At 37.6% G+C, this 24,790-nt stretch carries 26 protein-coding genes, 1 other RNA gene and 1 other annotated feature; of the genes, 22 read left to right on the forward strand and 5 right to left on the reverse strand.

All coding sequences use genetic code 11. The annotated features are described in order from the left end of the window. The first annotated feature begins 426 nt into the window (after window positions 1-426). Window positions 427-1,635, forward strand: coding sequence for a C40 family peptidase (locus FC81_RS01700; RefSeq protein WP_057742472.1), 1,209 nt, complete (start codon window positions 427-429; stop codon window positions 1,633-1,635). A 252-nt stretch (window positions 1,636-1,887) separates the two neighbouring features. Next, complete coding sequence (locus FC81_RS01705; RefSeq protein ID WP_057742475.1) at window positions 1,888-2,559, forward strand: 2,3-bisphosphoglycerate-dependent phosphoglycerate mutase; 672 nt, start codon at window positions 1,888-1,890, stop codon at window positions 2,557-2,559. A gap of 186 nt (window positions 2,560-2,745) precedes the next feature. Here FC81_RS01705 and FC81_RS01710 read toward each other — a convergent pair whose 3' ends face one another. The 3 genes from FC81_RS01710 to FC81_RS01720 all read right to left on the reverse strand — a co-directional run bounded on the left by FC81_RS01710 (window position 2,746) and on the right by FC81_RS01720 (window position 5,152). Then, on the reverse strand, window positions 2,746-4,080 hold the full coding sequence (locus FC81_RS01710) for a C1 family peptidase (RefSeq protein WP_057742476.1): 1,335 nt from the start codon (window positions 4,078-4,080) through the stop codon (window positions 2,746-2,748). 79 nt (window positions 4,081-4,159) lie between these two features. Continuing rightward, entirely contained in the window at window positions 4,160-4,843 is a 684-nt protein-coding gene (rpiA, locus tag FC81_RS01715; protein WP_057742478.1) for a ribose-5-phosphate isomerase RpiA, read from the reverse strand. 12 nt (window positions 4,844-4,855) lie between these two features. Next, window positions 4,856-5,152: a GNAT family N-acetyltransferase gene (locus FC81_RS01720; protein WP_057742480.1), complete on the reverse strand. Its 297-nt coding sequence runs from the start codon at window positions 5,150-5,152 to the stop codon at window positions 4,856-4,858. 126 nt (window positions 5,153-5,278) lie between these two features. Between FC81_RS01720 and FC81_RS01725 the strand changes: the two genes are divergently transcribed. The 17 genes from FC81_RS01725 (at window position 5,279) to mprF (ending at window position 20,513) form a co-directional block, all read left to right on the forward strand. Continuing rightward, on the forward strand, window positions 5,279-5,815 hold the full coding sequence (locus FC81_RS01725) for a dCTP deaminase/dUTPase family protein (RefSeq protein WP_057742601.1): 537 nt from the start codon (window positions 5,279-5,281) through the stop codon (window positions 5,813-5,815). 92 nt (window positions 5,816-5,907) lie between these two features. After that, complete coding sequence (gene radA, locus FC81_RS01730; RefSeq protein WP_057742481.1) at window positions 5,908-7,278, forward strand: DNA repair protein RadA; 1,371 nt, start codon at window positions 5,908-5,910, stop codon at window positions 7,276-7,278. Between the two features lie 20 nt (window positions 7,279-7,298). Continuing rightward, window positions 7,299-8,420 carry a PIN/TRAM domain-containing protein gene (locus FC81_RS01735; RefSeq protein ID WP_057742482.1) on the forward strand — a complete coding sequence of 374 codons (1,122 nt, stop codon included), beginning with the start codon at window positions 7,299-7,301 and terminating at the stop codon, window positions 8,418-8,420. 116 nt (window positions 8,421-8,536) lie between these two features. After that, window positions 8,537-10,027, forward strand: coding sequence for a glutamate--tRNA ligase (gene gltX / locus FC81_RS01740; RefSeq protein ID WP_057742483.1), 1,491 nt, complete (start codon window positions 8,537-8,539; stop codon window positions 10,025-10,027). A 105-nt stretch (window positions 10,028-10,132) separates the two neighbouring features. Beyond that, window positions 10,133-11,548 (forward strand): cysteine--tRNA ligase, encoded by a 1,416-nt coding sequence (gene cysS / locus FC81_RS01745; RefSeq protein ID WP_057742484.1) that lies wholly within the window; start codon window positions 10,133-10,135, stop codon window positions 11,546-11,548. Further along, a complete protein-coding gene (locus FC81_RS01750; RefSeq protein WP_057742485.1) occupies window positions 11,548-11,949 on the forward strand; it encodes a Mini-ribonuclease 3 in 402 nt (133 codons plus the stop codon). The genes cysS and FC81_RS01750 overlap by 1 nt, the downstream gene beginning before the upstream one ends. After that, on the forward strand, window positions 11,946-12,722 hold the full coding sequence (gene rlmB / locus FC81_RS01755) for a 23S rRNA (guanosine(2251)-2'-O)-methyltransferase RlmB (protein ID WP_057742487.1): 777 nt from the start codon (window positions 11,946-11,948) through the stop codon (window positions 12,720-12,722). The genes FC81_RS01750 and rlmB overlap by 4 nt, the downstream gene beginning before the upstream one ends. Window position 12,723: 1 nt before the next feature. Beyond that, the gene (locus FC81_RS01760; protein ID WP_057742489.1) at window positions 12,724-13,257 is read left to right on the forward strand and encodes an NYN domain-containing protein; all 534 of its coding nucleotides are present in this window, start codon (window positions 12,724-12,726) and stop codon (window positions 13,255-13,257) included. A gap of 55 nt (window positions 13,258-13,312) precedes the next feature. Then, a complete protein-coding gene (gene rpmG / locus FC81_RS01765) occupies window positions 13,313-13,462 on the forward strand; it encodes a 50S ribosomal protein L33 (RefSeq protein ID WP_057742490.1) in 150 nt (49 codons plus the stop codon). 39 nt (window positions 13,463-13,501) lie between these two features. Beyond that, window positions 13,502-13,669 (forward strand): preprotein translocase subunit SecE, encoded by a 168-nt coding sequence (gene secE / locus FC81_RS01770; protein ID WP_057742492.1) that lies wholly within the window; start codon window positions 13,502-13,504, stop codon window positions 13,667-13,669. Between the two features lie 129 nt (window positions 13,670-13,798). Continuing rightward, complete coding sequence (gene nusG, locus FC81_RS01775) at window positions 13,799-14,350, forward strand: transcription termination/antitermination protein NusG (protein ID WP_057742494.1); 552 nt, start codon at window positions 13,799-13,801, stop codon at window positions 14,348-14,350. A 4-nt stretch (window positions 14,351-14,354) separates the two neighbouring features. Continuing rightward, window positions 14,355-15,197: an alpha/beta hydrolase gene (locus FC81_RS01780; protein ID WP_083478715.1), complete on the forward strand. Its 843-nt coding sequence runs from the start codon at window positions 14,355-14,357 to the stop codon at window positions 15,195-15,197. A gap of 117 nt (window positions 15,198-15,314) precedes the next feature. After that, on the forward strand, window positions 15,315-15,740 hold the full coding sequence (gene rplK, locus FC81_RS01785; protein WP_057742497.1) for a 50S ribosomal protein L11: 426 nt from the start codon (window positions 15,315-15,317) through the stop codon (window positions 15,738-15,740). A gap of 104 nt (window positions 15,741-15,844) precedes the next feature. After that, window positions 15,845-16,534: a 50S ribosomal protein L1 gene (rplA, locus tag FC81_RS01790; protein ID WP_057742499.1), complete on the forward strand. Its 690-nt coding sequence runs from the start codon at window positions 15,845-15,847 to the stop codon at window positions 16,532-16,534. Between the two features lie 60 nt (window positions 16,535-16,594). Next, window positions 16,595-16,723: a sequence feature (ribosomal protein L10 leader region), on the forward strand. Window positions 16,724-16,760: 37 nt separating this feature from the next. Then, window positions 16,761-17,264, forward strand: a complete 504-nt coding sequence (gene rplJ, locus FC81_RS01795) for a 50S ribosomal protein L10 (protein WP_057742500.1) — start codon at window positions 16,761-16,763, stop codon at window positions 17,262-17,264. A gap of 48 nt (window positions 17,265-17,312) precedes the next feature. Next, the gene (rplL, locus tag FC81_RS01800) at window positions 17,313-17,681 is read left to right on the forward strand and encodes a 50S ribosomal protein L7/L12 (protein ID WP_034987679.1); all 369 of its coding nucleotides are present in this window, start codon (window positions 17,313-17,315) and stop codon (window positions 17,679-17,681) included. A 240-nt stretch (window positions 17,682-17,921) separates the two neighbouring features. After that, the gene (mprF, locus tag FC81_RS01805) at window positions 17,922-20,513 is read left to right on the forward strand and encodes a bifunctional lysylphosphatidylglycerol flippase/synthetase MprF (RefSeq protein ID WP_057742502.1); all 2,592 of its coding nucleotides are present in this window, start codon (window positions 17,922-17,924) and stop codon (window positions 20,511-20,513) included. A gap of 97 nt (window positions 20,514-20,610) precedes the next feature. On the opposite strand, the gene nrdE is transcribed toward mprF, so the two are convergent. Continuing rightward, window positions 20,611-22,782: a class 1b ribonucleoside-diphosphate reductase subunit alpha gene (gene nrdE, locus FC81_RS01810; RefSeq protein ID WP_057742504.1), complete on the reverse strand. Its 2,172-nt coding sequence runs from the start codon at window positions 22,780-22,782 to the stop codon at window positions 20,611-20,613. Between the two features lie 301 nt (window positions 22,783-23,083). Then, window positions 23,084-23,314, reverse strand: coding sequence for a glutaredoxin-like protein NrdH (gene nrdH / locus FC81_RS01815; protein ID WP_057742506.1), 231 nt, complete (start codon window positions 23,312-23,314; stop codon window positions 23,084-23,086). 191 nt (window positions 23,315-23,505) lie between these two features. Between nrdH and FC81_RS01820 the strand changes: the two genes are divergently transcribed. From FC81_RS01820 to ffs, 3 genes are all read left to right on the forward strand, one after another. Further along, window positions 23,506-24,114 carry a class I SAM-dependent methyltransferase gene (locus tag FC81_RS01820; RefSeq protein ID WP_057742508.1) on the forward strand — a complete coding sequence of 203 codons (609 nt, stop codon included), beginning with the start codon at window positions 23,506-23,508 and terminating at the stop codon, window positions 24,112-24,114. A gap of 21 nt (window positions 24,115-24,135) precedes the next feature. Then, window positions 24,136-24,627, forward strand: a complete 492-nt coding sequence (gene tadA, locus FC81_RS01825; RefSeq protein WP_057742510.1) for a tRNA adenosine(34) deaminase TadA — start codon at window positions 24,136-24,138, stop codon at window positions 24,625-24,627. Window positions 24,628-24,674: 47 nt separating this feature from the next. Beyond that, window positions 24,675-24,761: signal recognition particle sRNA small type (ffs, locus tag FC81_RS10715), an RNA gene on the forward strand. Window positions 24,762-24,790: the final 29 nt, after the last annotated feature.

Below are 24,790 nucleotides of genomic sequence, written 5' to 3' on the forward strand. Positions count from 1 at the left end.
ATCTGTCATTAGTAATAGAGAAATCTATTACCAACAACAGATATTGTAGAACCGTTAAAAGTAAAATTTTAACTTAGTCTTTTATTGTCTGTAGCTAAACATACTTGCTAAGCTGCGATGGAACTACAATGTTTATCGTGAAGATCACTTATAAAAAAGCATGATTATTTAATGCTATATAAGACACGATTATGGTTGATAATAATTTAAAAAGCATGAAATGATTCATATAAAATGAATAATCGTCGCTAAAAAAACTGTTTGTAACTTAAGAAATAAAAATGTAATATTGCCGCTAGAAAAGGCAATTATAAAATTATTTTGTAAATATAATGTAATGATTAAAGACCCTAGTTAATGCTAATATTATAAGCGTGGTTATTTAAAAAAATATTAATAAATTAACGATCGGTAGAGGTGTGTATCATGGGGAAAAACAATTTGGTGAAGGTTACAACTGCAATTGCAGCTGCACTAGTTATTTTTGGCTTAAAGACAAGTGTGTCTGCATCAGATACGGCTAGTAAAATTAGTGATGTCAATAAAAAAATAACACAAACGCAATCATTGGTTTCGGAAAATCAGTCGAAGTTAGCAAAGCTGCAGGAAAAGCAAACAGCTGATGCACAGGAGATTCAGACGTTAACTAAAAATATTGACGCACGCAAGGCACGTTTAGCTAAGCAGGCACAGTCAGCACAAGTCAATGATGCAGGGTCAATTATTCAGTTTGTAACTGATTCAAACAGTTTCAGTGATGCAGTAGGTAGAGTAGCAACCGTTGCAACTATGGTACATGCTAATAATCAAACATTATCAGATCAGAAGAAAGATAAGTTACAGGTGGCAGCTGACAAGGAGAACATTGATCTTGCAGCAACCCAACAAAAGAAAGTAAATGATAAATTACAAGCGAATATGGCTGACCTAGCAGTTCAAAGAACAGAGCTGCAGGTTAAGAAGGCTAAAGAAGATACTGATCGAAAAAAGGCAGAGGATGCCCTTGCTGTAGCTAAGAAAGCTGCCGATATGGTAAAAACAACTAACGATTCAACTGTTGCGGCAAAAGCTGTAGCTACAGCTAACAAAGCAGCAGATGGGGTAGAAAATAAACCAGTAACGTTAAGTAATAATACGAATAGTCCGATCAATGCAAATACAAGTACAAGTAGCAATAATAAAGCACCGCAGTTAGTAAATACTAGCAATAGTAACAATAGTACTTCAAACAGTAACACTGCTTCCAGCAGCTCTAGTGTTCCAAGCTCAGCAAGTGTAGCTACAGGATCTGTTGTTTCCGCTGCGTTATCCTTAACTCGAATGGGAATTCCGTATGTGTGGGGGGGCGGCTCCCTTTCTGGAATGGATTGTTCAGGACTGACAGCATATGTCTATAGTAAGTTTGGTGTATCTTTACCTCATAACACAGTAGCCCAAGAAGGTTATGTTTCTTATGAATCTGTTTCGCAAGCACAACCAGGCGACTTACTTTTTTGGGGCGGAAAAGGAAGCAGCTATCATGTTGCTATCTATATTGGTGGTGGTCAATACGTCCATGCTCCTACAGAAGGTCAGAATGTTAAAGTGGGAAGTATCTCAACCTTTACACCTTCGTTTGCAGGTCGTATAAAATAAGTTGAATAAGTTTACTAATTAAATAAAAACTTTGTGGAGACTGGGGCAAGAGTAAGATCTTGAACTAGTCTCTTATTAAGTTAGTTCTGATATGTACAGCCAGAAAGTTCATTTTTAAAATGGAATCTGTACTCAATTTTTACAAATGTCCAGAATGGACACCTTTTTAGAATAAATTTTAATAGAGCTTTTATGATGTTTTAAAATTTGGTATGATATGGTGTAAACCTGATAAAAAGAAGGTCGAACAAATTGGTTAAATTAGTATTACTGCGCCACGGACAAAGCCAAGCTAATCAAGCTAATGCCTATACGGGGTGGACAGATTCATTGCTGACGCAAGAAGGAGAACAGCAAGCATTGATGGCAGGGAAATTACTTGCTAAAGAAGGAATACTCTTCTCAGCAGTACATACATCAGCATTGGTGCGGGCAATAAAAACTGCCAATCTTGTTTTAGAGGCGGTTGAACAAACTGATATTCCTATTCAAAAGAGTTGGCGGCTAAATGAGCGGCATTATGGGGCCTTGCGTGGTGTTAATAAAGACTACTCACGTCGATTATATGGGAAACACCAAGTGGCACTCTGGCGCCGGAGCTATGCGGCGGTCCCCCCATTAATGAAGCAGCCAGATTATGAACGACGCTACGCTGCTTTCCCAGAGAGCATACTTCCCTTAGGCGAAAGCCTGAAAATGGCTTCAAATAGAATTATTCCTTATTGGCTTGATCAGATTGCTCCGCAGTTATTACATGATAAAAACCAGTTAATTGTTGCACACGGTAGTACGCTCCGCGCATTGATCAAGTATATTGAAGAAATAAGTGATGCAAAAATCGATGGTGTGGAAGTTGAAAATGCAGAACCGATTGTCTATGATTTAGACAACAAGCTAAAAGTTATAGCTAAGAAAAAGCTCTAAGGACTTAGCAAGTTTTATAAGTTCAGAGATTTGATGATAGACAATTAACCGAAGTTGGAGTTTATTAATAGCCAGTAAGAGCTATTTATCTTAAAGTTAACTAATTAAAGGTGCTAAGACAAAAGTAATTTTATCTTAGCACCTTTAATTATATTATTATTTTAAAGTCGATTAATAAGAATTTCTTTAAGCTAATGAGCCCATTGGGTCCCATGGAGCAAGGGCTTTAGGTTCTTCTTGCAAGACTTTTTGTAAAGCGGCAGGAAGGTGTTTCTTATTAACAACAACTTGATAACAGAATTCATTCATCCAATCATTGCTCATCACGAAGAAGCCGTTGGTACCAACTTTCTTACCCCATGAATTTTCTACTTTCCACTTCTTAGGTTGATTATCGATAAGGTCGACGCCAGTTAGAACCATTGCATGTGTCATTAAGCTTTCACCATAATCAAGTCGTTCTGCTTTAGTCATGTGGAAGTCAATATCAAATAATTCATCCTTATGGTAAAGGGCAGTGTCCATTATCCCTTTCTGACGATCTGATTCTTGACCAACATCACAACCAAACCAAACACTTTCGCCAGCTTTTAATTGCGCGATTGCAACCTGACGGAAAGTATCCATATCAACATTTAAGTGGCGAACTTTACGCCCACCGATAACATTACCGAGCATATCGACCGTGTACATGTGGTTGTAAGGCTTGTCTTCTGTTGGACCATTAATGATTGAAACGTAGTCATCTAGGTTCCAACCAACATATTTTTTGAAGAAGGTTTGGGGTGTTAAGCCTTGATCGAGATGATATTGTTTTTTGTTATCACGGTAAGCAAAGTCAAAGTTAACTGGCGGTTCGCCAAAACTATAAACAAGCATCCGGTAAGCACTCTCGAGCATTTCTTTTCGAGCTATATCAATTTGCTCTGTAGAAACCTTATCCGCAACTAACTGACGAAGTTTAACAGCATCCTTACGTAATTTCAGATTAAAAGTGGTATTAAACTCGTTAGACTTAGAAGAATTGTATGTTTCAGGCATAGCTGATTGTGGGACAACCCCATATTTTTCAATGATGGCAACGATCATGTCCCATTGACCACCATCTTGTTGAGGTGTGGTCATTAGCCAGCTGACTTTACGATCAGAAGTCGGCAATGAAGCAGTATTGAGAACATTTTCGTAAAAATAATTTGCTTTTTCAAGTTTATCCCAGAAATAAGTATAGTTTTGGGATAATTCAAAGTCCTTAGGAACATTGAATTTATTTTTGATATCGTGGCGCATTGTGTTCAATGCTGCAAACATCCAGCAACGACCGGATTGCTTTTGGTTAGCAACGTCACCTGTGTCTAAGTCAATTGAAAAAACAGGATTCATTTCAACCTCAGAATGGTAATCTGCAGTAGTTGCCAAAATCCCGTTTTTAGTTACGGCCCGCTCGATTACTGCATAATCGTTACGCTTTTTCAATGAATTTTTAAATTCAGTTAGTTGGTTTGTATCAATAGCTTTAGTCACCAAGGTCACTCTCCCTTTTTAGAATAATAATATTATATGCTAAATAAGGTTGTGCGTAAACTGAATTTTAAAAGGAGAACTAGCGGGCTGTTAAAACTTTAGGACCTTCAGGATAACCGACAATAACAGTATTGACCATATCTAAAAAAAGTCCGTGTTCAACAACACCAACTTGGTTGGATAAATCGGCTGCTAAAGTGTGTGGATGTTCGATTTCTTTTAAATGAAGATCAATTATTAGATTGTTAGAATCTGTATACTTTAACTGACCAGTATTATCTAAACGAAAGGTTGGGGCATAGCCTTTTTTAGCAAATTTAGAGAATAATTTTTTACTGCCGTAAGGGATGACTTCCACTGGTAAAGGAAATGATCCAAGTCTTTCAGAAAGCTTACTTTGGTCAACGATCCAAAGATTACGACGTGAATTTACAGCTACGATCTTTTCAAAGAGAAGAGCAGCTCCACCACCTTTGATCCCTTGAAAATCACGGCTGATTTCATCTGCACCGTCAATCGTTAAGTCGATTTTTGCAACTTCATCAACAGATTTGAGTGGGATATTCAAGGCGTTAGCTTGTTCAGCGGTAGCGTTTGAAGTTACGACCCCAGTGATACTTAAATGTTCATTTTTAATTCGCCTAGCTAAAGCATCAACCATAAATTTAACGGTCGAACCCGTTCCGAGCCCAACGGTCATACCGTCTTTGACCCATTTAGATGCCTCTTCACCGACTAATTTTTTTAATTCATTTTGATCCATTCCTAATCACCTTCATGCATCATTGTTTTCAGGGGCTAAGATATCATTATATTCAGGATAATGTTCAAAAAAACTACGTGTAAAAGGGCAAAGTGGTAAAACCTTTAGCCCTTTAGCCCGAACTTGCTGCAAAAAGTCAGCTGTAATTTTACCAGCTAAACCACGACCACGGTATTTAGGTGGAACCAGTGTATGTTCAACAACATAGACCTGATCGTTATCAATTAGTTTAAAGCCAATATGTGCGTACGGTTTAGTATCTGTTTCGTTATAATAATTAAATGAATTACTTGTCCATTCAGAACGCATTTTATCACCTCATTTTTGACTAAATTATAGCATAGCCGAGGTTTATTCGATAGTTTCAGGTATATCTGGAAGGATTTTGATGTTAGAATTATAATATTAGTAATTAGAGAAATGAGAGTGGTAGTTGTGAGTCGAGGATTTGAAGTAGTCACTAAGTATCGGGATAAGCAGATCAGCCTTCCTAAAAGAGCAACCCAAAGAGCTGCAGGATACGATTTTTGTGCGGCAGAAGATTTTAAGTTACCAAGTATCTGGAAGATGAATTTTATTAAAATACTCTGGAATATTTACCGACATAAAGAATTGACAGAGGGAGATTATACTAAGGCGCAAAAAGAACTAAAGCCTTTGTTAGTGCCGACAGGGATTAAGGCATATATGCAACCAGATGAATTTTTATTGTTAGCAAATCGTTCAAGTAATCCCTTAAAACGCAAGCTGGTATTACCAAATGGTGTAGGGGTGGTTGATGCTGATTATTACAACAATGAGGGTAATGAAGGCGAGATTTTTTTCCAACTTTTGAACTTCGGCGTAAAAGATTTGACTATCAAGAGGGGCGAGCGCATAGGACAAGGGATATTTATCCCTTTTCTGCTGGCTGAAAACGAGAATAAGCCGCAGATGCAACGTCAAGGTGGGTTTGGCTCATCTGGAAAATAAAATTTTTTAAAGAATTTTACTGTTTGTAGAATATTTAACAACCTGTGCTACTATCAACAGTAGATAAGCTGTACCTGAAAGGAGAATGAGGTTTGGCAAAAGTTAAAACACAATACGTCTGTCAAAATTGCGGCTATTCTTCTCCGCGTTATTTAGGACGCTGTCCCAACTGCGGTGCATGGAACAGTTTAACGGAGGAACTTGAGAAACCACAAACAGCTAAAAAAGCAGCGCGTGTGAGTTTTGATGGAGCACGCGTTAAACCGCAATTATTAGATAGTGTTAATACTGAAGAAAGTCCACGGGTTAAGACAAGACTCAATGAATTAAATCGGGTTTTGGGTGGCGGAGTTGTCCCCGGTTCATTAGTACTGATAGGTGGTGACCCAGGAATCGGGAAATCTACACTTCTTTTACAAGTTTCAGGGCAACTCGCAGCCACTGGTGAGAAAGTACTGTATGTTTCTGGTGAAGAAAGTGCAATTCAGATCAAGCTCCGGGCAGAGCGGCTTAATGTGGGTGGGAGAAATTTTTATTTGTACCCTGAAACGGATATGGCAAGTATCCATCAGTATATTGATAAGATGAAACCTGCTTTTGTTGTAATCGATTCAGTTCAAACAATGCAAGAAGCTGACATGTCTTCAGCGATTGGCAGTGTCTCACAAATTAGAGAAGTTACGGCAGAGCTCTTGCAAATTGCTAAGACAAACGGAGTTTCGATTTTTATCGTGGGGCATGTGACTAAAGGTGGAGCAATTGCTGGACCTAAAATTTTAGAGCATATGGTCGATACTGTGCTTTATTTTGAGGGAGATCTGCACCATACTTATCGGATTTTGCGCGCTGTTAAAAATCGGTTTGGTTCCACAAATGAAATCGGGATTTTTGAGATGAAAGAAAACGGCTTAGCAGAGGTCGCTAATCCATCTGAAATTTTTTTAGAAGAACGGTTAAGAGGAGCAACTGGGTCAGCTATTGTCGTTTCACTTGAAGGAACGAGGCCGATCCTAGTTGAAGTACAGGCGTTAGTCACGCCAACTGCATTCGGCAATGCTAAAAGAACAACAACTGGGTTGGATCATAATCGTGTTTCATTAATCATGGCTGTCCTAGAGAAAAGGACAGGGCTCTTGTTACAGAATCAGGATGCATATTTGAAAGCTGCTGGCGGGGTCAAGCTAAATGAACCTGCGATTGATTTAGCAGTGGCAATTAGTATTGCTTCTAGTTATCGCGATCTTGAAACACCACCTTCTGATTGCTTTATTGGTGAATTAGGACTGACCGGTGAGATTAGGCGTGTCAATCGCATAGAACAGCGTGTAGCAGAGGCGGCTAAACTTGGATTTAAGCGGGTTATGGTACCTAAAAATAATTTGACGGGCTGGACACTGCCTAGTCAGATTGAGGTTGTCGGTGTCGCTACTTTAAGCGAAGCTTTACGGATCGTCTTTAAGTAAGCAAGGAAGGGAGAAATTTGATGCGTAGAAAAATGATACAACTTGTACTAACAATCTTAGGCATTGGTGCGGGGTATAGTTTTATGCCATTCTTATGGTTGCTAGTTGGTTTAGAGGGAAATCTTTGGATCAACAATTTTATAACTAACATAATTATCGGGGTAATAGTATTATTCGTGGTCTCGTTGTTTATCACGGATCCCCTGGAAAAATTTATCCAGCGAATGGAAAATCGCTTGGTGCATCAGAGCCCTGATGTTATTATTTCGACGAGTTTATCAGTTGTTGTAGGGTTAATTATCGCGGCATTGATCTCTACTTTATTTTCGCATTCGCAATTATTTATTTTAAATACGATCATCCCGATAGTTTTAATGGTTATTTTAGGTTATTTAGGTTTCATCGTGGGCAAGAGTCATTTAGTTGATTTTAAAAAGTTGTTTTTTGCACGCCGAAAGGCTGAAAAACAACAAAATAATGATAATGCTAATGTTTTGGACCGTAAAATAGGTGACAATTTTCATAAAGCTAAACTATTGGATACTAATATCTTGATCGATGGCAGAATTTATGACTTAGTAAAGACAGGATTTATTGAGGGGACATTGATAGTTCCAAATTTTGTTTTATATGAACTTCAGTACATTGCGGATTCAGCTGATAGTATCAAACGGGTTCGTGGGCGTCGTGGTTTAGATATTTTAAACAAATTACGTGAAGAAAAAAAGGTTCCGGTTGAAATGTATGAAGGTGATTTTGACGATATCCAAGAGGTTGACAGTAAGCTAATCAAATTAGCTAAACTACTGGATGCTGTTATTATGACTAATGATTATAATTTAAATAAAGTAAGTGAATTTCAAAATGTTCAAGTTTTAAACGTAAATGCACTAGCTAAAGCGTTGAAACCGCGTGTAGTTCCGGGTGAACGAATGACGGTAACAGTTATTAAAAACGGGACTGAGCGGCAGCAGGGGGTGGCTTACCTTGATGATGGGACAATGATTGTTGTTGAAGATGGACGCTATTACATTAATAAACCGCTTGAGGTCGTTGTAACAAGTGCTCTTCAGACAGATGCAGGTAGAATGATTTTTGCTAAACCGGCTCATTCAGGTCGAGAGCTCAAAGAAAAGAATTAACTAAGAATATATTCGCAGAGAGTTTATTTTTTTATTTTTTCATTGTAAAATTATGAAGTGTAGCCTACTGTTTTTAGTCAGTAGATTAATCTGAAAAGAAAGAAGAGACATTCGATTTGGCAGAAGAAAAAATTCGTGTGCGTTACGCACCAAGCCCAACAGGACATCTCCACATTGGAAATGCGCGGACAGCGCTATTCAACTATTTATTTGCACGACACAATAATGGTACTTTTGTAATTAGAATTGAGGATACAGACCTTAAGCGGAATATTGCTGATGGTGAGAAAAGTCAGTTAGACAACCTGAAATGGCTAGGAATGGACTGGGATGAGGGTCCAGATAAACCTGGTGAAGTAGGTCCATATCGTCAATCTGAGCGTAAAGAAATTTATTTACCGCTTATTCAAGAATTATTGGATAAAGGTTTAGCGTACAAGTCTTACATGACTGAAGATGAATTGATAAAACAAAGAGAAGGACAAAAAGCACGCAATGAAGCTCCACGTTACGTATATGAATATGAAGGGATGACAGCTGAGAAAATTAAGGCTAAACAGGCTGAAGCTGAAGCTGCTGGTTTAAAACCAGTTGTTCGAATTCGCGTCCCTAAGGGTAAAACATATAAGTTTGATGACATCGTTAAGGGACCGATTAGTTTTGAATCTGATACAATCGGTGGCGACTTCGTTATTCAAAAACGCGATGGGATGCCAACATATAACTTCGCAGTTGTGGTTGATGATCATTTAATGAAGATTACGCATGTGTTACGTGGAGATGATCATATTGCCAATACACCTAAACAACTGGTTGTCTATGAAGCTTTCGGTTGGGAACCACCGGTCTTTGGTCACATGACGCTTATCATCAATACAGAAACAGGTAAGAAGCTAAGTAAGCGTGATGAAAGTGTCTTGCAGTTCATTGAACAATATCGTGAGTTAGGTTATTTACCCGATGCAATGTTTAATTTTATTACTTTGCTTGGATGGTCACCGGTAGGCGAAAAAGAAATCTTCAATCAAAAGGAACTTATCAAAATGTTTGATCCTAATCGTTTAAGCCGTTCCCCTGCTTCATTTGATGGGAAGAAACTTGAATGGGTCAACAATCAGTATGTAAAGAATGCAAAAGAAGATAATATTGTTGACTCTTCGCTTAAACAGTTGATCAAAGCTGGTCGCATTACAGAAAATCCTGATTCAAAGACGATTGAATGGGCACGGAAGCTGATTAGTATGTATAAACAGCAAATGTCTTATACAGGACAAATAGTTGACTTAGCAGAGGTTTTCTTTAATGAACCACCTGTTCTTGATGAAGCGGCTAATAAGGAATTAGCAGATGAAAGTGCACCGATTGTTTTAAAAGAATTCGCTGCAAGGGTCGAAAAATTAGCTATTTTTGATGCAACAGAAATTCAAAATACGATTTACGCTATTCAAAAGGACACAGGCATTAGAGGGCGTAAGTTATATATGCCTATCAGAATTGCAACTACAAGGGAAACACATGGTCCAGAGCTAGCAGCATCAATTGAGTTATTAGGACGTAAGAAAGCATTAGAACATCTGAAAAAGACTTTGGATGAAATAGACAAGTAAGTATTTTATGATGTCTTCATGCTAATAATAAAGGGGTCTAGGATGAAGTTAAATTGGTCCTAGACTCCTTTTATCATAGATAATGGTACAAGGGGAGGCGCAGAGATGATTCGACTTTATAATACGCTGACAAACAAGAAAGAGATATTTAAGCCGCTGACACCGAAGGTCCTAAATATGTACGTTTGCGGGCCGACAGTCTATAACTATATCCATATTGGTAATGCCCGCAGTGCGATTGCATTTGATACAGTTAGACGTTATTTTGAATTTCGGGGTTTTAAAGTTAACTATGTTTCTAATTTCACAGATGTGGATGATAAGATTATCCGTGCTGGTCACGAATTAAACTTAACGACAAAAGAAGTAGCAGATAAGTTTATTAAAGCATTTTATGAAGATATCGATGCTCTAAATATCGAACGAGCAACTCAAAATCCACGTGTTGTTGAGATGATGGGAGATATTATTGCTTTTGTTAAAGTGTTGATTGAAAAAGACTATGCGTATGTAGTTGATGGAGATGTGTATTACCGAGCACGGAAATTCAAAGATTATGGTCAACTATCTGGTCAGTCAGTGGATGAATTAGAGCAGGGGGCAAGTACTCGGATCAGTTCGACTGAATTTCAGAAAAAAGAAGATCCGTTAGATTTTGCTTTGTGGAAAAAAGTTAAACCTGGTGAAATCTCGTGGGACTCGCCTTGGGGCAAAGGTCGTCCAGGCTGGCACATTGAATGTTCTGTCATGGCCACTAAAATACTTGGGGACACCATTGATATCCATGCTGGTGGGCAAGACCTTGAATTCCCGCACCATGAAAATGAGATTGCTCAAAGTGAAGCTAAAACAGGTCAGAAATTTGCTAATTATTGGATGCATAATGGCTTTGTGACTGTTGGAGAGCAAGATGAAAAAATGAGCAAATCTTTGGGAAACTTTGTTACGGTGCATGAACTACTCAAGAAAGTTGATCCGCAGGTCATTCGTTTCTTTATGGCAACAACACAGTATCGTCGGCCTATCCGTTATAGTCAGGTTAATATTGCTGAAGCACAAACTAATTTAGCTAAGATTCAGACAGCCTTTGAAAACGCAAGTTACCGGTTAGCAGATGCAGTTAATACTGAAAGTACAGCTACTATAAACGAAAAGATAGCAAATTATCATGAAGCCTTTATTAGAGCAATGGATGATGATTTTAATGCCCAAAATGGAATTGCGGTTGTTTATGAGCTTGTTAAAGAGATCAATATTTATAGTTCCCAAACTAAAGTGGTCAAAGCTAGTCTAAAAGCTTTGAAAGTTGAACTAGAAAAATTGATGGGTGTTTTTGGAATTAAATTACAAGAACCTGCTATGCATGATGATGAAGATGATGAAATAGAAAAACTAGTACGCGCACGAGATGAAGCTCGAGCTAAGCGCGACTTTGCCCGTAGTGACGAGATTAGGGATCAATTAAAGCAGCAAGGAATAACCCTTGAAGATACTCCTCAAGGAACAAGGTGGAAAAGATAATGGAAGAACAGTCCTATGAACAAATGAATGGTATTGCATTAGCATATATGGGTGATGCTATTTATGAAGTTTATATCAGAGAGCATCTGTTAAATAAAGGCATTACTAAACCGACAAAATTACATCATCGAGCAACACATTATGTTTCAGCTAAAGCACAGGCCTTCTTGATTGAAAAAATGCAGGAAGAGGATATTATGGCACCACTTGAGGAAGATTATTTTCGGCGTGGTCGTAATGCCAAAAGCCATACTTCAGCTAAAAATACTTCGGTCTTAACGTATCGAATTTCAACTGGTTTTGAAGCACTTTTTGGTTATCTCTTTTTGAGTGGTCAGACTGAAAGGCTAGAACAGTTGACTAGGTGGTGTATTACGACTGTTGAAAGGGAGAAAAAATGAGTTTTAACAAAAATAATGAACAAACTAACAATGATAAGGAAAAAGCTGAATTTGTAATTGGCCGACACCCAGCACTTGAAACCTTGAAGAATAACCAAAATATAAATAAGGTTTTTATTCAAGATCAACTTAAGGCAGATGTGCTACTTGAAATTGCAGCAGCAGCTAAAAAGAAGAAAATTATTGTTAATAAGGTTCCTAAAAGTAAGTTAGATCTATTGGCTGATAATCAAAATCATCAAGGTGTAGTTGTGGCTGTAGCTGCTTATAAATATGCAACCCTAGATGGATTATTAGAAAAGGTTGCAAGTACAAAGCAAGATCCCTTTTTCTTAATTTTAGATGGGATTGAGGACCCGCATAATTTAGGGTCAATTATGCGGACAGCCGATGCAGTAGGTGTTCAAGGAATAATTATCCCCAAGAGACGGGCAGTTCAATTAACTTCAACAGTGGCTAAGACGTCAACTGGCGCAATTGAACATGTCCCTGTTGTGCGGGTAACTAACCTTGTTCAAACAGTTAAACAACTAAAGAAAAAAGGAATCTGGATTTTTGGAACGGATATGGAAGGTAATGATTTTCGGAAGTGGAATGCTCGTGGAGCTGTAGCACTAATCATCGGCAATGAGGGTAAGGGAATTTCACCTTTATTAAAGAAAGAATGCGATGAGATGCTAACTATTCCAATGGTTGGGCATGTTCAGAGTTTAAATGCTAGCGTTGCAGCTAGTTTGTTAATTTACCAAGGATTTACTTCAAGAGGCAATTAGTATGAAAAAGAATATTCTAATAGTTGATGCGTATAACATGATTGGGAATTGGCCGCAACTTGATAAGTTAAAAAAGGCTGGCCGGCTTGAAGATGCACGTGATACATTGTTGCATATCCTATCTAATTTTCGTAAGCAACGGAGTTACCAGATAATTGTTGTCTTTGATGCGATGTATGTCCCAGGATTAGCTCAAAGCTATGACAAGTACGGCTTAAAAATTATTTGGACTGCAGAAGACGAGACTGCAGATAGTTATATTGAATCATTGGCAGGCCAGTTACAGAATAGGTTGACACAAGTTACTGTCGCAACAAGCGATCAAGCTGAACAATGGACTATTTTTTCACAGGGAGCCATGCGAGTCCCTGCATGGGAATTGTATCAAGATATCAAGCAGGCGAAAAAAGAAGTCAAACGACAAACGCAAAAATATCAGGATGAAGTTTCAGTTAGAAGGCAGCCTTGGGATGAACAGCAGCTGCAGATGTTAGCAGATTTACGGGTTAAGTTGGAAAATAGCGATCATGATTGACATAACTTCAGTTGACATGATAGAGTTATATGATGAAGACTAAGGAGTATTGAAAATGGTGCAAAAAAAGATTGCTTTAGCCTGTACTGTTTGCGGCTCAAGAAATTATACAATTGTTGCAAATCCTAATCGGGTTGAACGTTTGACGGTTAAAAAATTTTGTAAGTATTGTAATAAACATACGGTGCATAGCGAAACTAGATAAGTGATTAAGTTGACTTTCTTGGACGGAGGCAGATTATAGGTGAAGTTTTTAAAGAGTGTTACAAAGACAATGAAAGAAACAAGGTGGCCGACGAAAAAGGAAGCTGTTCAAGATACAACAACGGTTATTATGACTTCAGTATTTTTTGCAGTCTTTTTTGCGGTAATTGACTTTGGAGTTCAAGCTATTCTCAAGTTACTAGTTTGAGGATTGTTTAAGGTCTATTCTATAGGGTAGGCACAAGAGCCTTTTTTGTGCTATACTGTGTGTAGCGGGAAAACTTCGAGTATTCGAGGTTTTTTTATTTTGATCATTTAAAATTAGGAGGAAAATTAAGTGGCTGAATCGTTTGAAAAAAATTGGTATGTTTTACATACTTATTCTGGCTATGAAAATAAAGTAAAAACAAACTTGGAATCAAGAGCACAATCAATGGGGATGGAAGATTATATTTTTCGTGTAGTTGTTCCCGAAGAAGAAGAGCACGAAACGACTAAAACCGGGAAGGATAAAATTGAAAGTAAGAAGACTTTCCCCGGATATGTTTTAGTTGAAATGGTTATGACGGATCAATCATGGTATGTTGCACGGAATACGCCAGGCGTTACCGGTTTTGTCGGTTCTCACGGTGCAGGAAGCAAGCCGGCACCACTACTTGGAGACGAAGTCGAATTGATTTTGAGACGTTTAGGAATGAGTTCACGGCATGAAGACTTCGATGTTGAAGTTGGGGAATCAGTAAAAATTGTCGAGGGAGCTTTCTCAGGCCTGATAGGTAAGATTACTGAAATCGATTCAGAAAAGATGAAGTTACGGGTTAATATCGATATGTTTGGGCGTGAAACAGCAACCGAACTTAATTACGATCAGGTCGATAAAATAATTTAAAAAGATGAAGATTAAGCGGAAGACCATTTTATTATTCAGTGGCGGACTCGCTTTTTTACTATGTATACTATCTTTGCATACATTATTAATCCGAGTGCATAAAAAGAAAGCTAAGAAAAATTTTTTTAAAAAACCAGTCTTATTTATACATGGTTATGCAGGTAACCGTTTTTCGTTCGGATTGATGATAAGAAGGTTTGAAAAAAAAAATTGGGGTCTTAAAGCTGCAGTTATCAAAGTAAGTGCTGACGGAAAAATTAAAGTACAGGGAAATCCGGCTATTAAGGGTGCATTGGTGCAAGTTTTGTTTGAAGATAATCGGGCAGCACTTGATGAGCAGGTTACGTGGCTGAAAGATATTTTGAAAAAACTAGCAGAGGATTATGCATTAAAAGATGTTGTCGTCGTGGCCCATTCAATGGGGGCAGTTTCTGTCTTGAATTATCTCACAAGATATGGAGATAAAAAGGCACTGCCTTTAGTTTCAAAATTAGTTACTTTAGGGGCACCCTACAATGATGTTGAGCCGGGGAAAACAGCTAAAAAAATTGAACGTAGCCCTTTGTCAGCTCAAGGACCATTGTATCCCTCGGCTGGTTATCAACGGCTAAAAAGGTGGCGGATGAAAATATCTCCACAAACAAAGTTCTTAAATATTATTGGTGATACAGGTGTAGGGCAGTCCGATGGGGCCGTCTCAATTTCTTCAGCCCGGTCACTACGCTATTTACTTGATAAACGAGTATATAACGAGATCATAGTAACAGGAAAAAAAGCAACACACCGAAGATTGCATGAGAATCACGTAGTAGATTTAAAAATAAAAAAATTTTTAAGTCAGAAGTGACTTGCGTATTTAGTGAGTTCATGATATATTTTTAACGTATGTTTTGCATACAAGTAGTGGGAGGCCAAATTTAACTGGCCATCCGTACCACGCACGGACTTTAAGGAGGTATGTACCGTGGCTAAAAAAGTAATTAATGTCGTTAAATTACAAATTCCTGCAGGAAAGGCAACTCCAGCTCCACCAGTTGGACCAGCTTTAGGTCAAGCAGGTATCAACATTATGGGATTCACTAAGGAATTCAATGCACGTACAGCTGATCAAGCTGGAATGCTTATCCCTGTTGTTATTACAGTTTTCGAAGATCGTTCATTCGAATTCGTAACAAAGACGCCACCAGCTGCTGTTTTATTAAAGAAGGCTGCTGGTGTTGAACACGGTTCTGGCGAACCTAACACGAAGAAGGTTGCTACTGTCAAAAGAGCACAAGTTAAGGAAATCGCTGAAACGAAAATGCAAGATCTAAACGCTGCAGACGTTGAAGCTGCAATGCGCATGATTGAAGGAACTGCACGAAGCATGGGCTTTGTTGTAGAAGACTAGTTTTTCTGCACACCACTGCTTCTCAGTCGGACACTTTACGAAAGTAGATGTGTCAAGTGGGAGGTATATCCGTTACACCACATATTGCAAGGAGGAAAAACCAAATGGCTAAAAAAGGAAAAAAATATATTGAAGCTTCAAAACAAATTGAAGTAGGTAAAACATACGATGCTGAAGAAGCTTTAGCTTTAGTTAAAAAAGTTGATTTTGCTAAGTTTGATTCGACGGTTGAAGTTGCATATAACTTGAACTTAGATACAAAGCAAGCAGATCAGCAATTACGTGGAGCTGTCGTTTTACCAAACGGAACAGGTAAGGAACAAACAGTTATTGTTTTTGCTAAGGGACAAAAGGCTAAAGACGCTGAAGCTGCCGGAGCCGATGTCGTTGGTGACGATGACTTAGTACAACGTATTCAATCTGGTTGGTTAGACTTTGATGTTGCAATTGCAACACCAGATATGATGGCTCAGGTTGGTCGTTTAGGCCGTGTCTTAGGACCTAAGGGCTTGATGCCTAACCCTAAGACTGGAACAGTTACAATGGATGTTACTAAGGCTGTTAAAGAATCTAAAGCAGGTAAAGTAACATACCGGACTGATAAAGCCGGTAATGTTCATGTTCCAATCGGAAAAGTTTCATTTGAAGAAAAGGCACTTGTTGAAAACTTTAATACAATTAAAGATGTGATTGTAAAAGCACGTCCTGCATCAGTTAAAGGACAATATATAAAACATGTTTCAGTTGCTTCTACATTCGGGCCAAGTGTTACACTTGACGCAGCTGCTTTTTAATTAAAATTTGAAATTTGATTGACTTTGGCTAATTTATATGTTAAGTTGGTTAAGGTCAATTTTTTATTGATGATTCTACCTAAGACTCAGGTGGCTTATGCCTTAATTATACCTGCCGAGGAGTATAAGTATTCTTACTTAGAAACTTTCTCTATGTCTTGGTGGACGTAGGGCTTTTTTATTATAATATTAGAGCCCTGACACAATGACTAGGAGGTGAATCAATTTGAGTAAAGAAGTTATTGCAAAGAAGGCAGCCGCTGTTGAAGAGGTTGTTGCAAAGTTTAACGAAGCTGTGTCATGTGTGGTTATTGATTACCGTGGTTTAACTGTTGAACAAGTAACTGAGTTGCGTAAGCAATTACGTGAAGAAAAGGTTGAACTTCGTGTTGTTAAAAACACATATTTAAAACGTGCAGCTGATAAAGCTGGTTACGAAGGTTTAGATGATACATTCTCAGGTCCTACAGCTGTTGCTTTTTCTAAAGAAGATGTAGTAGCACCTGCTCGTATCTTAGCTAAGTTTGCTAAGGACGCAGAAGCTTTAGAGATCAAGGGTGGTATGATCGAAGGTAAAGTTGCTTCATTGGAACAAATCAATGAACTTGCAAAATTACCGAGTCGCGAAGGTTTACTTTCAATGTTACTTTCTGTATTGCAGGCTCCAGTTCGCAATGTTGCTTACGCTGTTAAGGCTGTTGCTGACAGTAAAGATGATGATGCAGCTTAGTCAAAAATTACAGACTGAAAAAATTTTTTTAAATGGAGGATTTTAAAAATGGCATTAGATACAGAAAAAATTATTGCTGATTTAAAAGAAGCAAGTATTCTTGAATTAAACGATTTAGTTAAAGCTATCGAAGATGAATTTGGTGTTTCAGCTGCTGCTCCAGTTGCTGCTGCAGGTGCTGCAGGTGGCGATGCTGCTGCAGAAAAGGATTCATTTGATGTTGAATTAACTGAATCTGGTGACCAAAAGATTAAAGCAATTAAGGCTGTTCGTGAAATCACAGGTCTTGGTTTGAAAGATGCTAAGGGCTTAGTTGATAACGTTCCTTCAGTAATTAAAGAAGGCGTTGCTAAGGACGAAGCAGAAGAACTTAAGACAAAACTTGAAGCTGTTGGTGGAGTAGTTACTCTTAAATAGTTAAAGTTGAGTAGACTTGAAGCTATGCAACAAGTCAAAAAAAGTAATTTGAAGGGATGGTAAGGGGTTTATCTTACCATCCCTTTTTACTATTTTAAATTCGAGGGTAGGATTATGAGCGGGATACAGACTACTTCAAATTTAATTTAAATTACTAACAAATAAAGGTTAGGTATCAGATAAATAAATTTGAATATTTATTAGTAAGCCAAGTTCTTTTAGATGTGAAGTGGAGGTTTTATGTTAAAAATAGTAAATAAAATAAAACTTTTTATTGAACAAAAGTTTGGAATCTTTAAATTATTATTCTTTTTTTCGATTTTGATTTTTATTTTTTATGAAATAGGTAGAATTTTCAAAGGGATTGACTGGTTACAAGTGAGGAACAGCTTAGCAGAACAATCAATATCTTCAGTCGGACTTATGTTAGTGGTGGGATTAATTTCTATAATTCCAATGTTGATCTATGATTTTGCGATTGTTTCTTTTCTTCCCGGTCGGTTTACCAAACCTTACATTGTTAAAAGTGGTTGGATTACCAATACTTTCACAAATATCGCTGGTTTTGGCGGCTTTTTAGGAGCAACCCTACGAGCAAATTTTTACAGTAAGAATGCTTCAAAGAAACAGGTACTATTCGCACTATCCAAGATTGCTCTTTTTCTATTAGCTGGACTATCATTGTATTGCTGGCTTGCATTAGCTGCTGTATTTGGTCTAGGAATAGGCGGTGTTTTTGCACAGTACTGGTTCTGGCTGCTAGGGGGAGGACTTTACTTTCCGAGTCTACTGTTATTGACACGTTTTAAAAATAGTTCTTTCTTTAGTGATTTAACTTTGAAAAAGGAAAGTGCTTTGATCTTCGGTTCAGTTTTAGAATGGGGTGCAGCTGGCGGCTTTTTCCTTTTTATTGGTTGGATGATGGGCGTTAAGGTTCAGCTCGCAGCCGTTTTTCCTCTGTATATTATTGCATCTGTTATTGGAATTGTTTCAATGATGCCTGGAGGATTAGGTTCTTTTGATATTTTTATGTTGGTCGGACTGACAAATCTAGGTGTGTTGAATGAGACAAGTGTTGTTTGGTTGTTATTTTTCCGTCTTTTTTATTATATAATCCCATTTAGTATTGGAATTGGGTTGTTTATTCATGATGCGGGGAGAAAAATAAACTCATTTCTTGATGGAATACCACACTCTCTTTTGAGTAAAGTAGCTCATTTTGTATTGACTGTTTTTCTGTACATGTCGGGAATATTAATATTACTTGAATCAACTGTTCCTAATTTTGCTTTTGGCAATTCCTTTTTTGTAAAACTATATCCGTATACCTTTCTCTTTTTAAGTCAAATTGCAAGTATGGTCTTTGCCTTTCTATTGTTGGGAATGGCACGTGGAATAGAATCAAAGGTTAAACAGGCCTTTTGGCCAACATTGATCCTTCTTTTGGTGGGGATTATCAATACATTATGGCGGAGCTTTTCAATTGGAATGACATGTTTTTTGGCTTTAGTAATGTTAAATGTTATTTTTTCACGTAAAGAATTATATCGTAATCATTTCCAATATTCATTTGGAAAGATGTGCTTTGATGGTCTGCTATTTACGGGGATTTTTGTACTCTATGCGATTGTAGGAGCAATTAATTCAACGCAGTATACAATTCATCACGCTGTTCCAGATGCGTTGTTATTTCCATCTGAGAAGGTTTGGTTGTCTGGTTTTGTTGGTTTAGTGATCGCGGCACTTGCACTGATCCTAATTTTTAAATACTTATCAAATGCAAGAAATAAATTTGCAACAACGGTCTTTCCAGAAGAGCGCATAAAGCAAGTTGTTAAAAGATTTGCAGGAAATGAAACAAGCCACCTAGCTTTTTTACGGGATAAAAATATTTATTTCTATCAGGAAAATGATGAGGATCAGTTGTTTTTTATGTACCGTAAAAAAGCTAATAAATTAATCATCATGGGGGAACCAGTCGGGAACACCGCTTATTTTGAAAAGGCTATCCTACAATTGATGCGTGAGGCCGATAAAGAAGGTTATCAACTAACTTTTTATGAGATCAACAGTCAATTAACGTTGATCTTACATGAATTAGGGTTTGACTTTATTAAAACTGGTGAAGAAGGTTACGTTAAACTGGCGGACTTCACATTAACAGGCAAAAAGAAAAGAGCGCAACGAGCCTTAATTAATAAATTTGCGCGAGAAGGCTATCAATTCTCACTGGAACAGCCGCCTTTTTCATTAGAACAAATGGCTGAATTCAAAAGAATCTCTGATAGCTGGCTTAACGGTCAAAATGAGAAGGGCTTTTCGTTAGGCTTTTTTGATGAGTATTATCTTAACCAGTCACCAATTGCGGTTATCCGTGATGCTGAGCATCAGGCTGTTGCATTTGCCAATATTATGCCAACGGGCAGTAAGAGGATCCTCTCAGTTGATTTGATGCGTCATTCTAAAGAAGCCCCATCTGGGATTATGGATAAGATCTTTGTTAGTTTATTTGAGTATGGTCAAAAAGAAGGTTATGAATACTTCAATATGGGAATGGCACCACTTTCTAATGTTGGTCGTTCGGAATACAGTTTCATCGAGGAACGTGCTGCACACTTAATCTACGAGTATGGTTATCATTTTTATGGTTTCCAAGGGTTACGCTCTTACAAAAATAAGTATGTAACAGAGTGGCATTCTAAATATACTGCTTATCGTAAGCGAAATTCAGTTTTCATAACGATGCTACAATTAGCTTCAGTTGTTAATCAAAAGACAATGGGAGCTGAACGAAAGAAAAGGCTTTTGTTAGTTACTAATTTATTTAAATAAAAAGAAGCAGGGCTAACTTGGATATTACTTTCCAAGTTAGCCCTGCTTCTTTATTCCTATTATTTAGTAGCTTGTATGTGTTAGTTGAAATAATTACTTAAATAACACAGCTCTCACATTCATTAGCACCGACTTCGGTTTCGTCGTCTGTGAAAGTACGAATATAGTAGATTGACTTAATTCCTTTGTGATAAGCATAGTTACGTAGAATTGAGAGATCACGCGTAGTCATTTTGTTGGTACTACCGTTTTTCCATTCATATAAGCCTTCAGGAATAGTTGAGCGCATAAACAGAGTCATACTCATCCCTTGATCGACATGCTGTTGTGCTGCGGCATAGACATCGATCACTTTTCGCATATCGGTATCGTAGGCTGATTGATAGTATGGAAGTGTTTCATTAGAAAGGTAAGGCGCTGGGTAATAGATCTTTCCAATCTTTCGCTCCTGTCGTTCCTCAATCCGGTTGATAATCGGATGTAGGCTGGCAGTTGTATCATTAATATATGAGATTGAGCCATTAGGGGCAACTGCTAGTCGATTTTGATGATACAGACCATGTTGATGGACAGCTTGCTTTAGCTCATCCCAGTCTTCTTGTGAAGGGATAAAGATATCTTTGAAAATAGCTTTAACTTTCGCCGTTTCAGGAACAAAAGTTGTTTGCAAGTATTTGTTGAAATAACTACCGTCGTAGTACTTACTCTTTTCAAAATCAGCAAAAGTTTCCTGCCGTTCTTGAGCAATTTGATTAGAAGCTTTCAATGTCCAATAGTTTAAGAGCATAAAGTAGATATTGGTAAAATCAAGTGATTCTTTAGAACCATAGTAGATTTTATTTTTAGCAAGAAAGGCATGCAGACCCATTGCGCCAAGTCCAATTGTATGGGCTATTTTGTTCCCGTGTTGAATAGATGGCACGACGTCTATATCGGAATGATCGGTAACAAAGGTTAGAGCACGTACCATTGTTTCAACCGATTTACCAAAGTTAGGGGAAGCCATCAAATTAACAATGTTAGTTGAACCAAGGTTACAACTGATGTCAGTCCCCATTTTGTCATAGGTTTGAGTGTTATTGACAGTAGATGGCTTTTGAACTTGGAGTATTTCTGAACATAAGTTACTCATAATAATCTTACCGTCAATAGGATTAGCTTTGTTGACAGTATCGATATTAATAATATACGGATAGCCTGATTCTTGCTGTAACTTGCTAATTTCAGTTTCCAGTTCACGAGCGCTTATTTTTTTCTTAGGGATCCGTGGATCTGCAACTAAGTTGTCATACTCCTTGGTAATGTCGATGTAAGAGAATGGCACACCATAGACACGTTCCACACCCCATGGTTCAAAAAGATACATGTCCTCATCGTTACGAACCAATTCATAAAATTTATCAGGTACGAGGACGCCTAGTGACAATGTTTTTACCCGAATCTTTTCATCAGCATTTTCTTTTTTAGCCGATAGAAAAGAGATAATATCAGGGTGGAAAACATTGAGATAAACAACACCAGCACCTTGACGTTGACCTAACTGATTAGAGTAGGAAAAACTATCTTCAAGTAATTTCATAACAGGAACAACTCCAGAGGCAGCCCCTTGAATATTTTTGATAGGTGCACCTGCTCCACGTAAATTACTGAGAGTGATCCCGACACCACCGCCAATTCGTGACAACTGCAGGGCAGAATTGATCCCACGTCCAATCGAGTTCATATCATCAGTGATTTGAATTAGAAAACAAGAAACAAGCTCACCTCTACGCTTCCGACCGGCGTTTAGAAAACTGGGCGTAGCCGGTTGATAACGTTGATGGATTATTTCGTCAGCAAGTGCCAGAGCCAACTTTTCATCGCCATTTGCAAAGAAAAGTGCGTTTGCAGCAACACGATCAATAAAACGTTCTAGGTACATAGTGTTGTCGTTAGTTTTAAGAGCGTATTGGGCATAGAATTTATAGGCTGCCATAAATGTTTTAAATTTAAAATGTGCTTCTTCCAAAAAATGATAAAGTTTTTCAATAAAGGTAAAAGTATATTTTTCTATAAATTCACGTTCTAGATAATCATTTGTGCAGAGATAATCAAAACGTTCTTTAAGAGACGAAAAAGTCATCATATTGGGTCGAACGTTTTCTTTGAGGAAAGCTTCCAAAGCTTCTTTGTCCCTTTGTAAAGGAATCTGACCGTCCACAGGGATATTAATTTCGTTGTTCAAGTCATAATAGGTAACCTGACTGCTGTCTATTTGTTTAAGCGACAAGTTTTTCACCACTTTCTTAAGATTTAATTCGCTCACTAAGCTTTAATTAAGCAGAGAACATAAATTAACGGAACATGGCATCTATTAGACACAAGTCTTACTAGAAACAAGACGTATGTTGTGGTCGCCAGTTCCGGTAATAGTTACGTTATTGCGCGGGACTCTAAAGGTACTTAGTGACTAAATTGTTCATGTTATTGTTTAGGTATACTTGAATGTTTAAGTGCAAAAAAATATTGAAGCAGGTTCAAACTAAAACAATGATTACTAAAAATAGATGTTTGAATGCTTCAATAAAAATTTATTGTGCTACTAAAGTCTTCAAAAGATCTGGACGAAAGCCGTTAATAATGGGATCACTATTTTTTTCAATAACAGGAACGGTTCGGAAGCCTTTTTCTTGAAGGTAGTCAATATATTTAGGTTCATTAGTAATATTATGTTCTTCAAAAGAAATTTGATGTTCTTTCAAAAATTTTTTGGTCATCTTGCACTGAATGCAGTTATTTTTTGTAAAAATTGCTAAACTCATAGTTGGCACCCCTCATTAATATATTGTATGCTAAGTATACAGCAATTCAGAAAATAATCAAGTATTACAGCACTATATATAGGCCTTTCTCATCTAAGTGTTACGAGATATAGTGTTTTGCTAGAAGGGGATAATCTAGCCTCTTTTAATATTGAAATAAGCTTTTAAATTAAGGAAAGTTGGCTTTATTGATGACAAACTATTATTATTCTAAAAATCCAGATGTTGAGCATAATGAACAGACTTGGAACTTTGAACTATTAGGAAGTAACTTGACGTTTATAACTGATAACGGTGTTTTCTCCAAAAGAACAGTTGATTTTGGTTCAAGGGTACTTCTTCAGAATATCAAGTTAGAGCAGCCGCTTCAAGGGGATTTCCTTGACGTTGGTTGTGGCTACGGACCGATCGGTTTAGCACTTGCTAAAAAGTACCCACAGTCGCATGTCGATATGGTCGATGTAAATGAATTAGCACTTGAGCTAGCTCAAAAAAACGCAGCTAAAAATAACATTACTAATGTGACTGTTACAGAGTCGAACATTTATCAACAAGTAAAAAAAGATGATTATGCCGTAATCGTTTCTAATCCGCCTATTAGAGCAGGGAAAAAAGTAGTGCATTTAATTCTTACAGAAGCATATATGCATCTACAAAAAAATGGTAAGATTGTAGTTGTGATTCAGAAAAAGCAGGGAGCCCCTTCAGCTAGAAAAAAGCTTGAAGAAGTTTTTGGAAATTGTACAGTAATAGCTAAGGAAAAAGGGTATTTTATACTTGAAAGTATTAAAGAAAGATAAGCGGAAGGGCTGATAGGAATAGTGGCTTTAAGTGAAAATGAAAAAAAATATTTCATGAAAGAGGCTATTTATGAAGCGATTCAGGCAGAAAGAATCGGTGAAGTTCCCATTGGCTGTGTAATTGTCTGGAAGGGAAAAATAATCAGTCGTGGGCATAATCTGCGTGAACACAGCCAGAATGCAACAATGCATGCTGAACTGTTAGCAATTCAGGAAGCAAACGATGCTGTTGGTAGTTGGCGTCTACCAGAAGCACAGTTATTCGTAACGTTAGAACCTTGTCCGATGTGTAGTGGTGCGATTATTAATGCAAGAGTTAAAGAAGTATACTATGGAGCTCCAGACCCCAAGGCTGGAACGGTCGGGACATTGATGAATCTACTGACAGATAAACGCTTTAACCATCAGGTCAAAGTAGAACAAGGGTTATTAAAGGAGCAATGTGCCCGACTGTTAAAGAATTTCTTTAAACAAATACGAAAGCGAAGAAAGCAGCAAAAAAAGATAAAGTAAAACTGGTAATTTAAGAGAAAAACGTGTATCATAGTAACTGCCGAAAGGCCTTGAGACAATGTTGTCCTTGTGAATCGTGTCAGATCCGGAAGGAAGCAGCACTAAGCTTGGTTCAGCATGTGTCTTAAGTTAATATGATAGCGAAGCTCTCGATCAATTACGA

Source organism: Liquorilactobacillus capillatus DSM 19910, from assembly GCF_001434915.1.
Classification (GTDB): Bacteria; Bacillota; Bacilli; order Lactobacillales; family Lactobacillaceae; genus Liquorilactobacillus; species Liquorilactobacillus capillatus.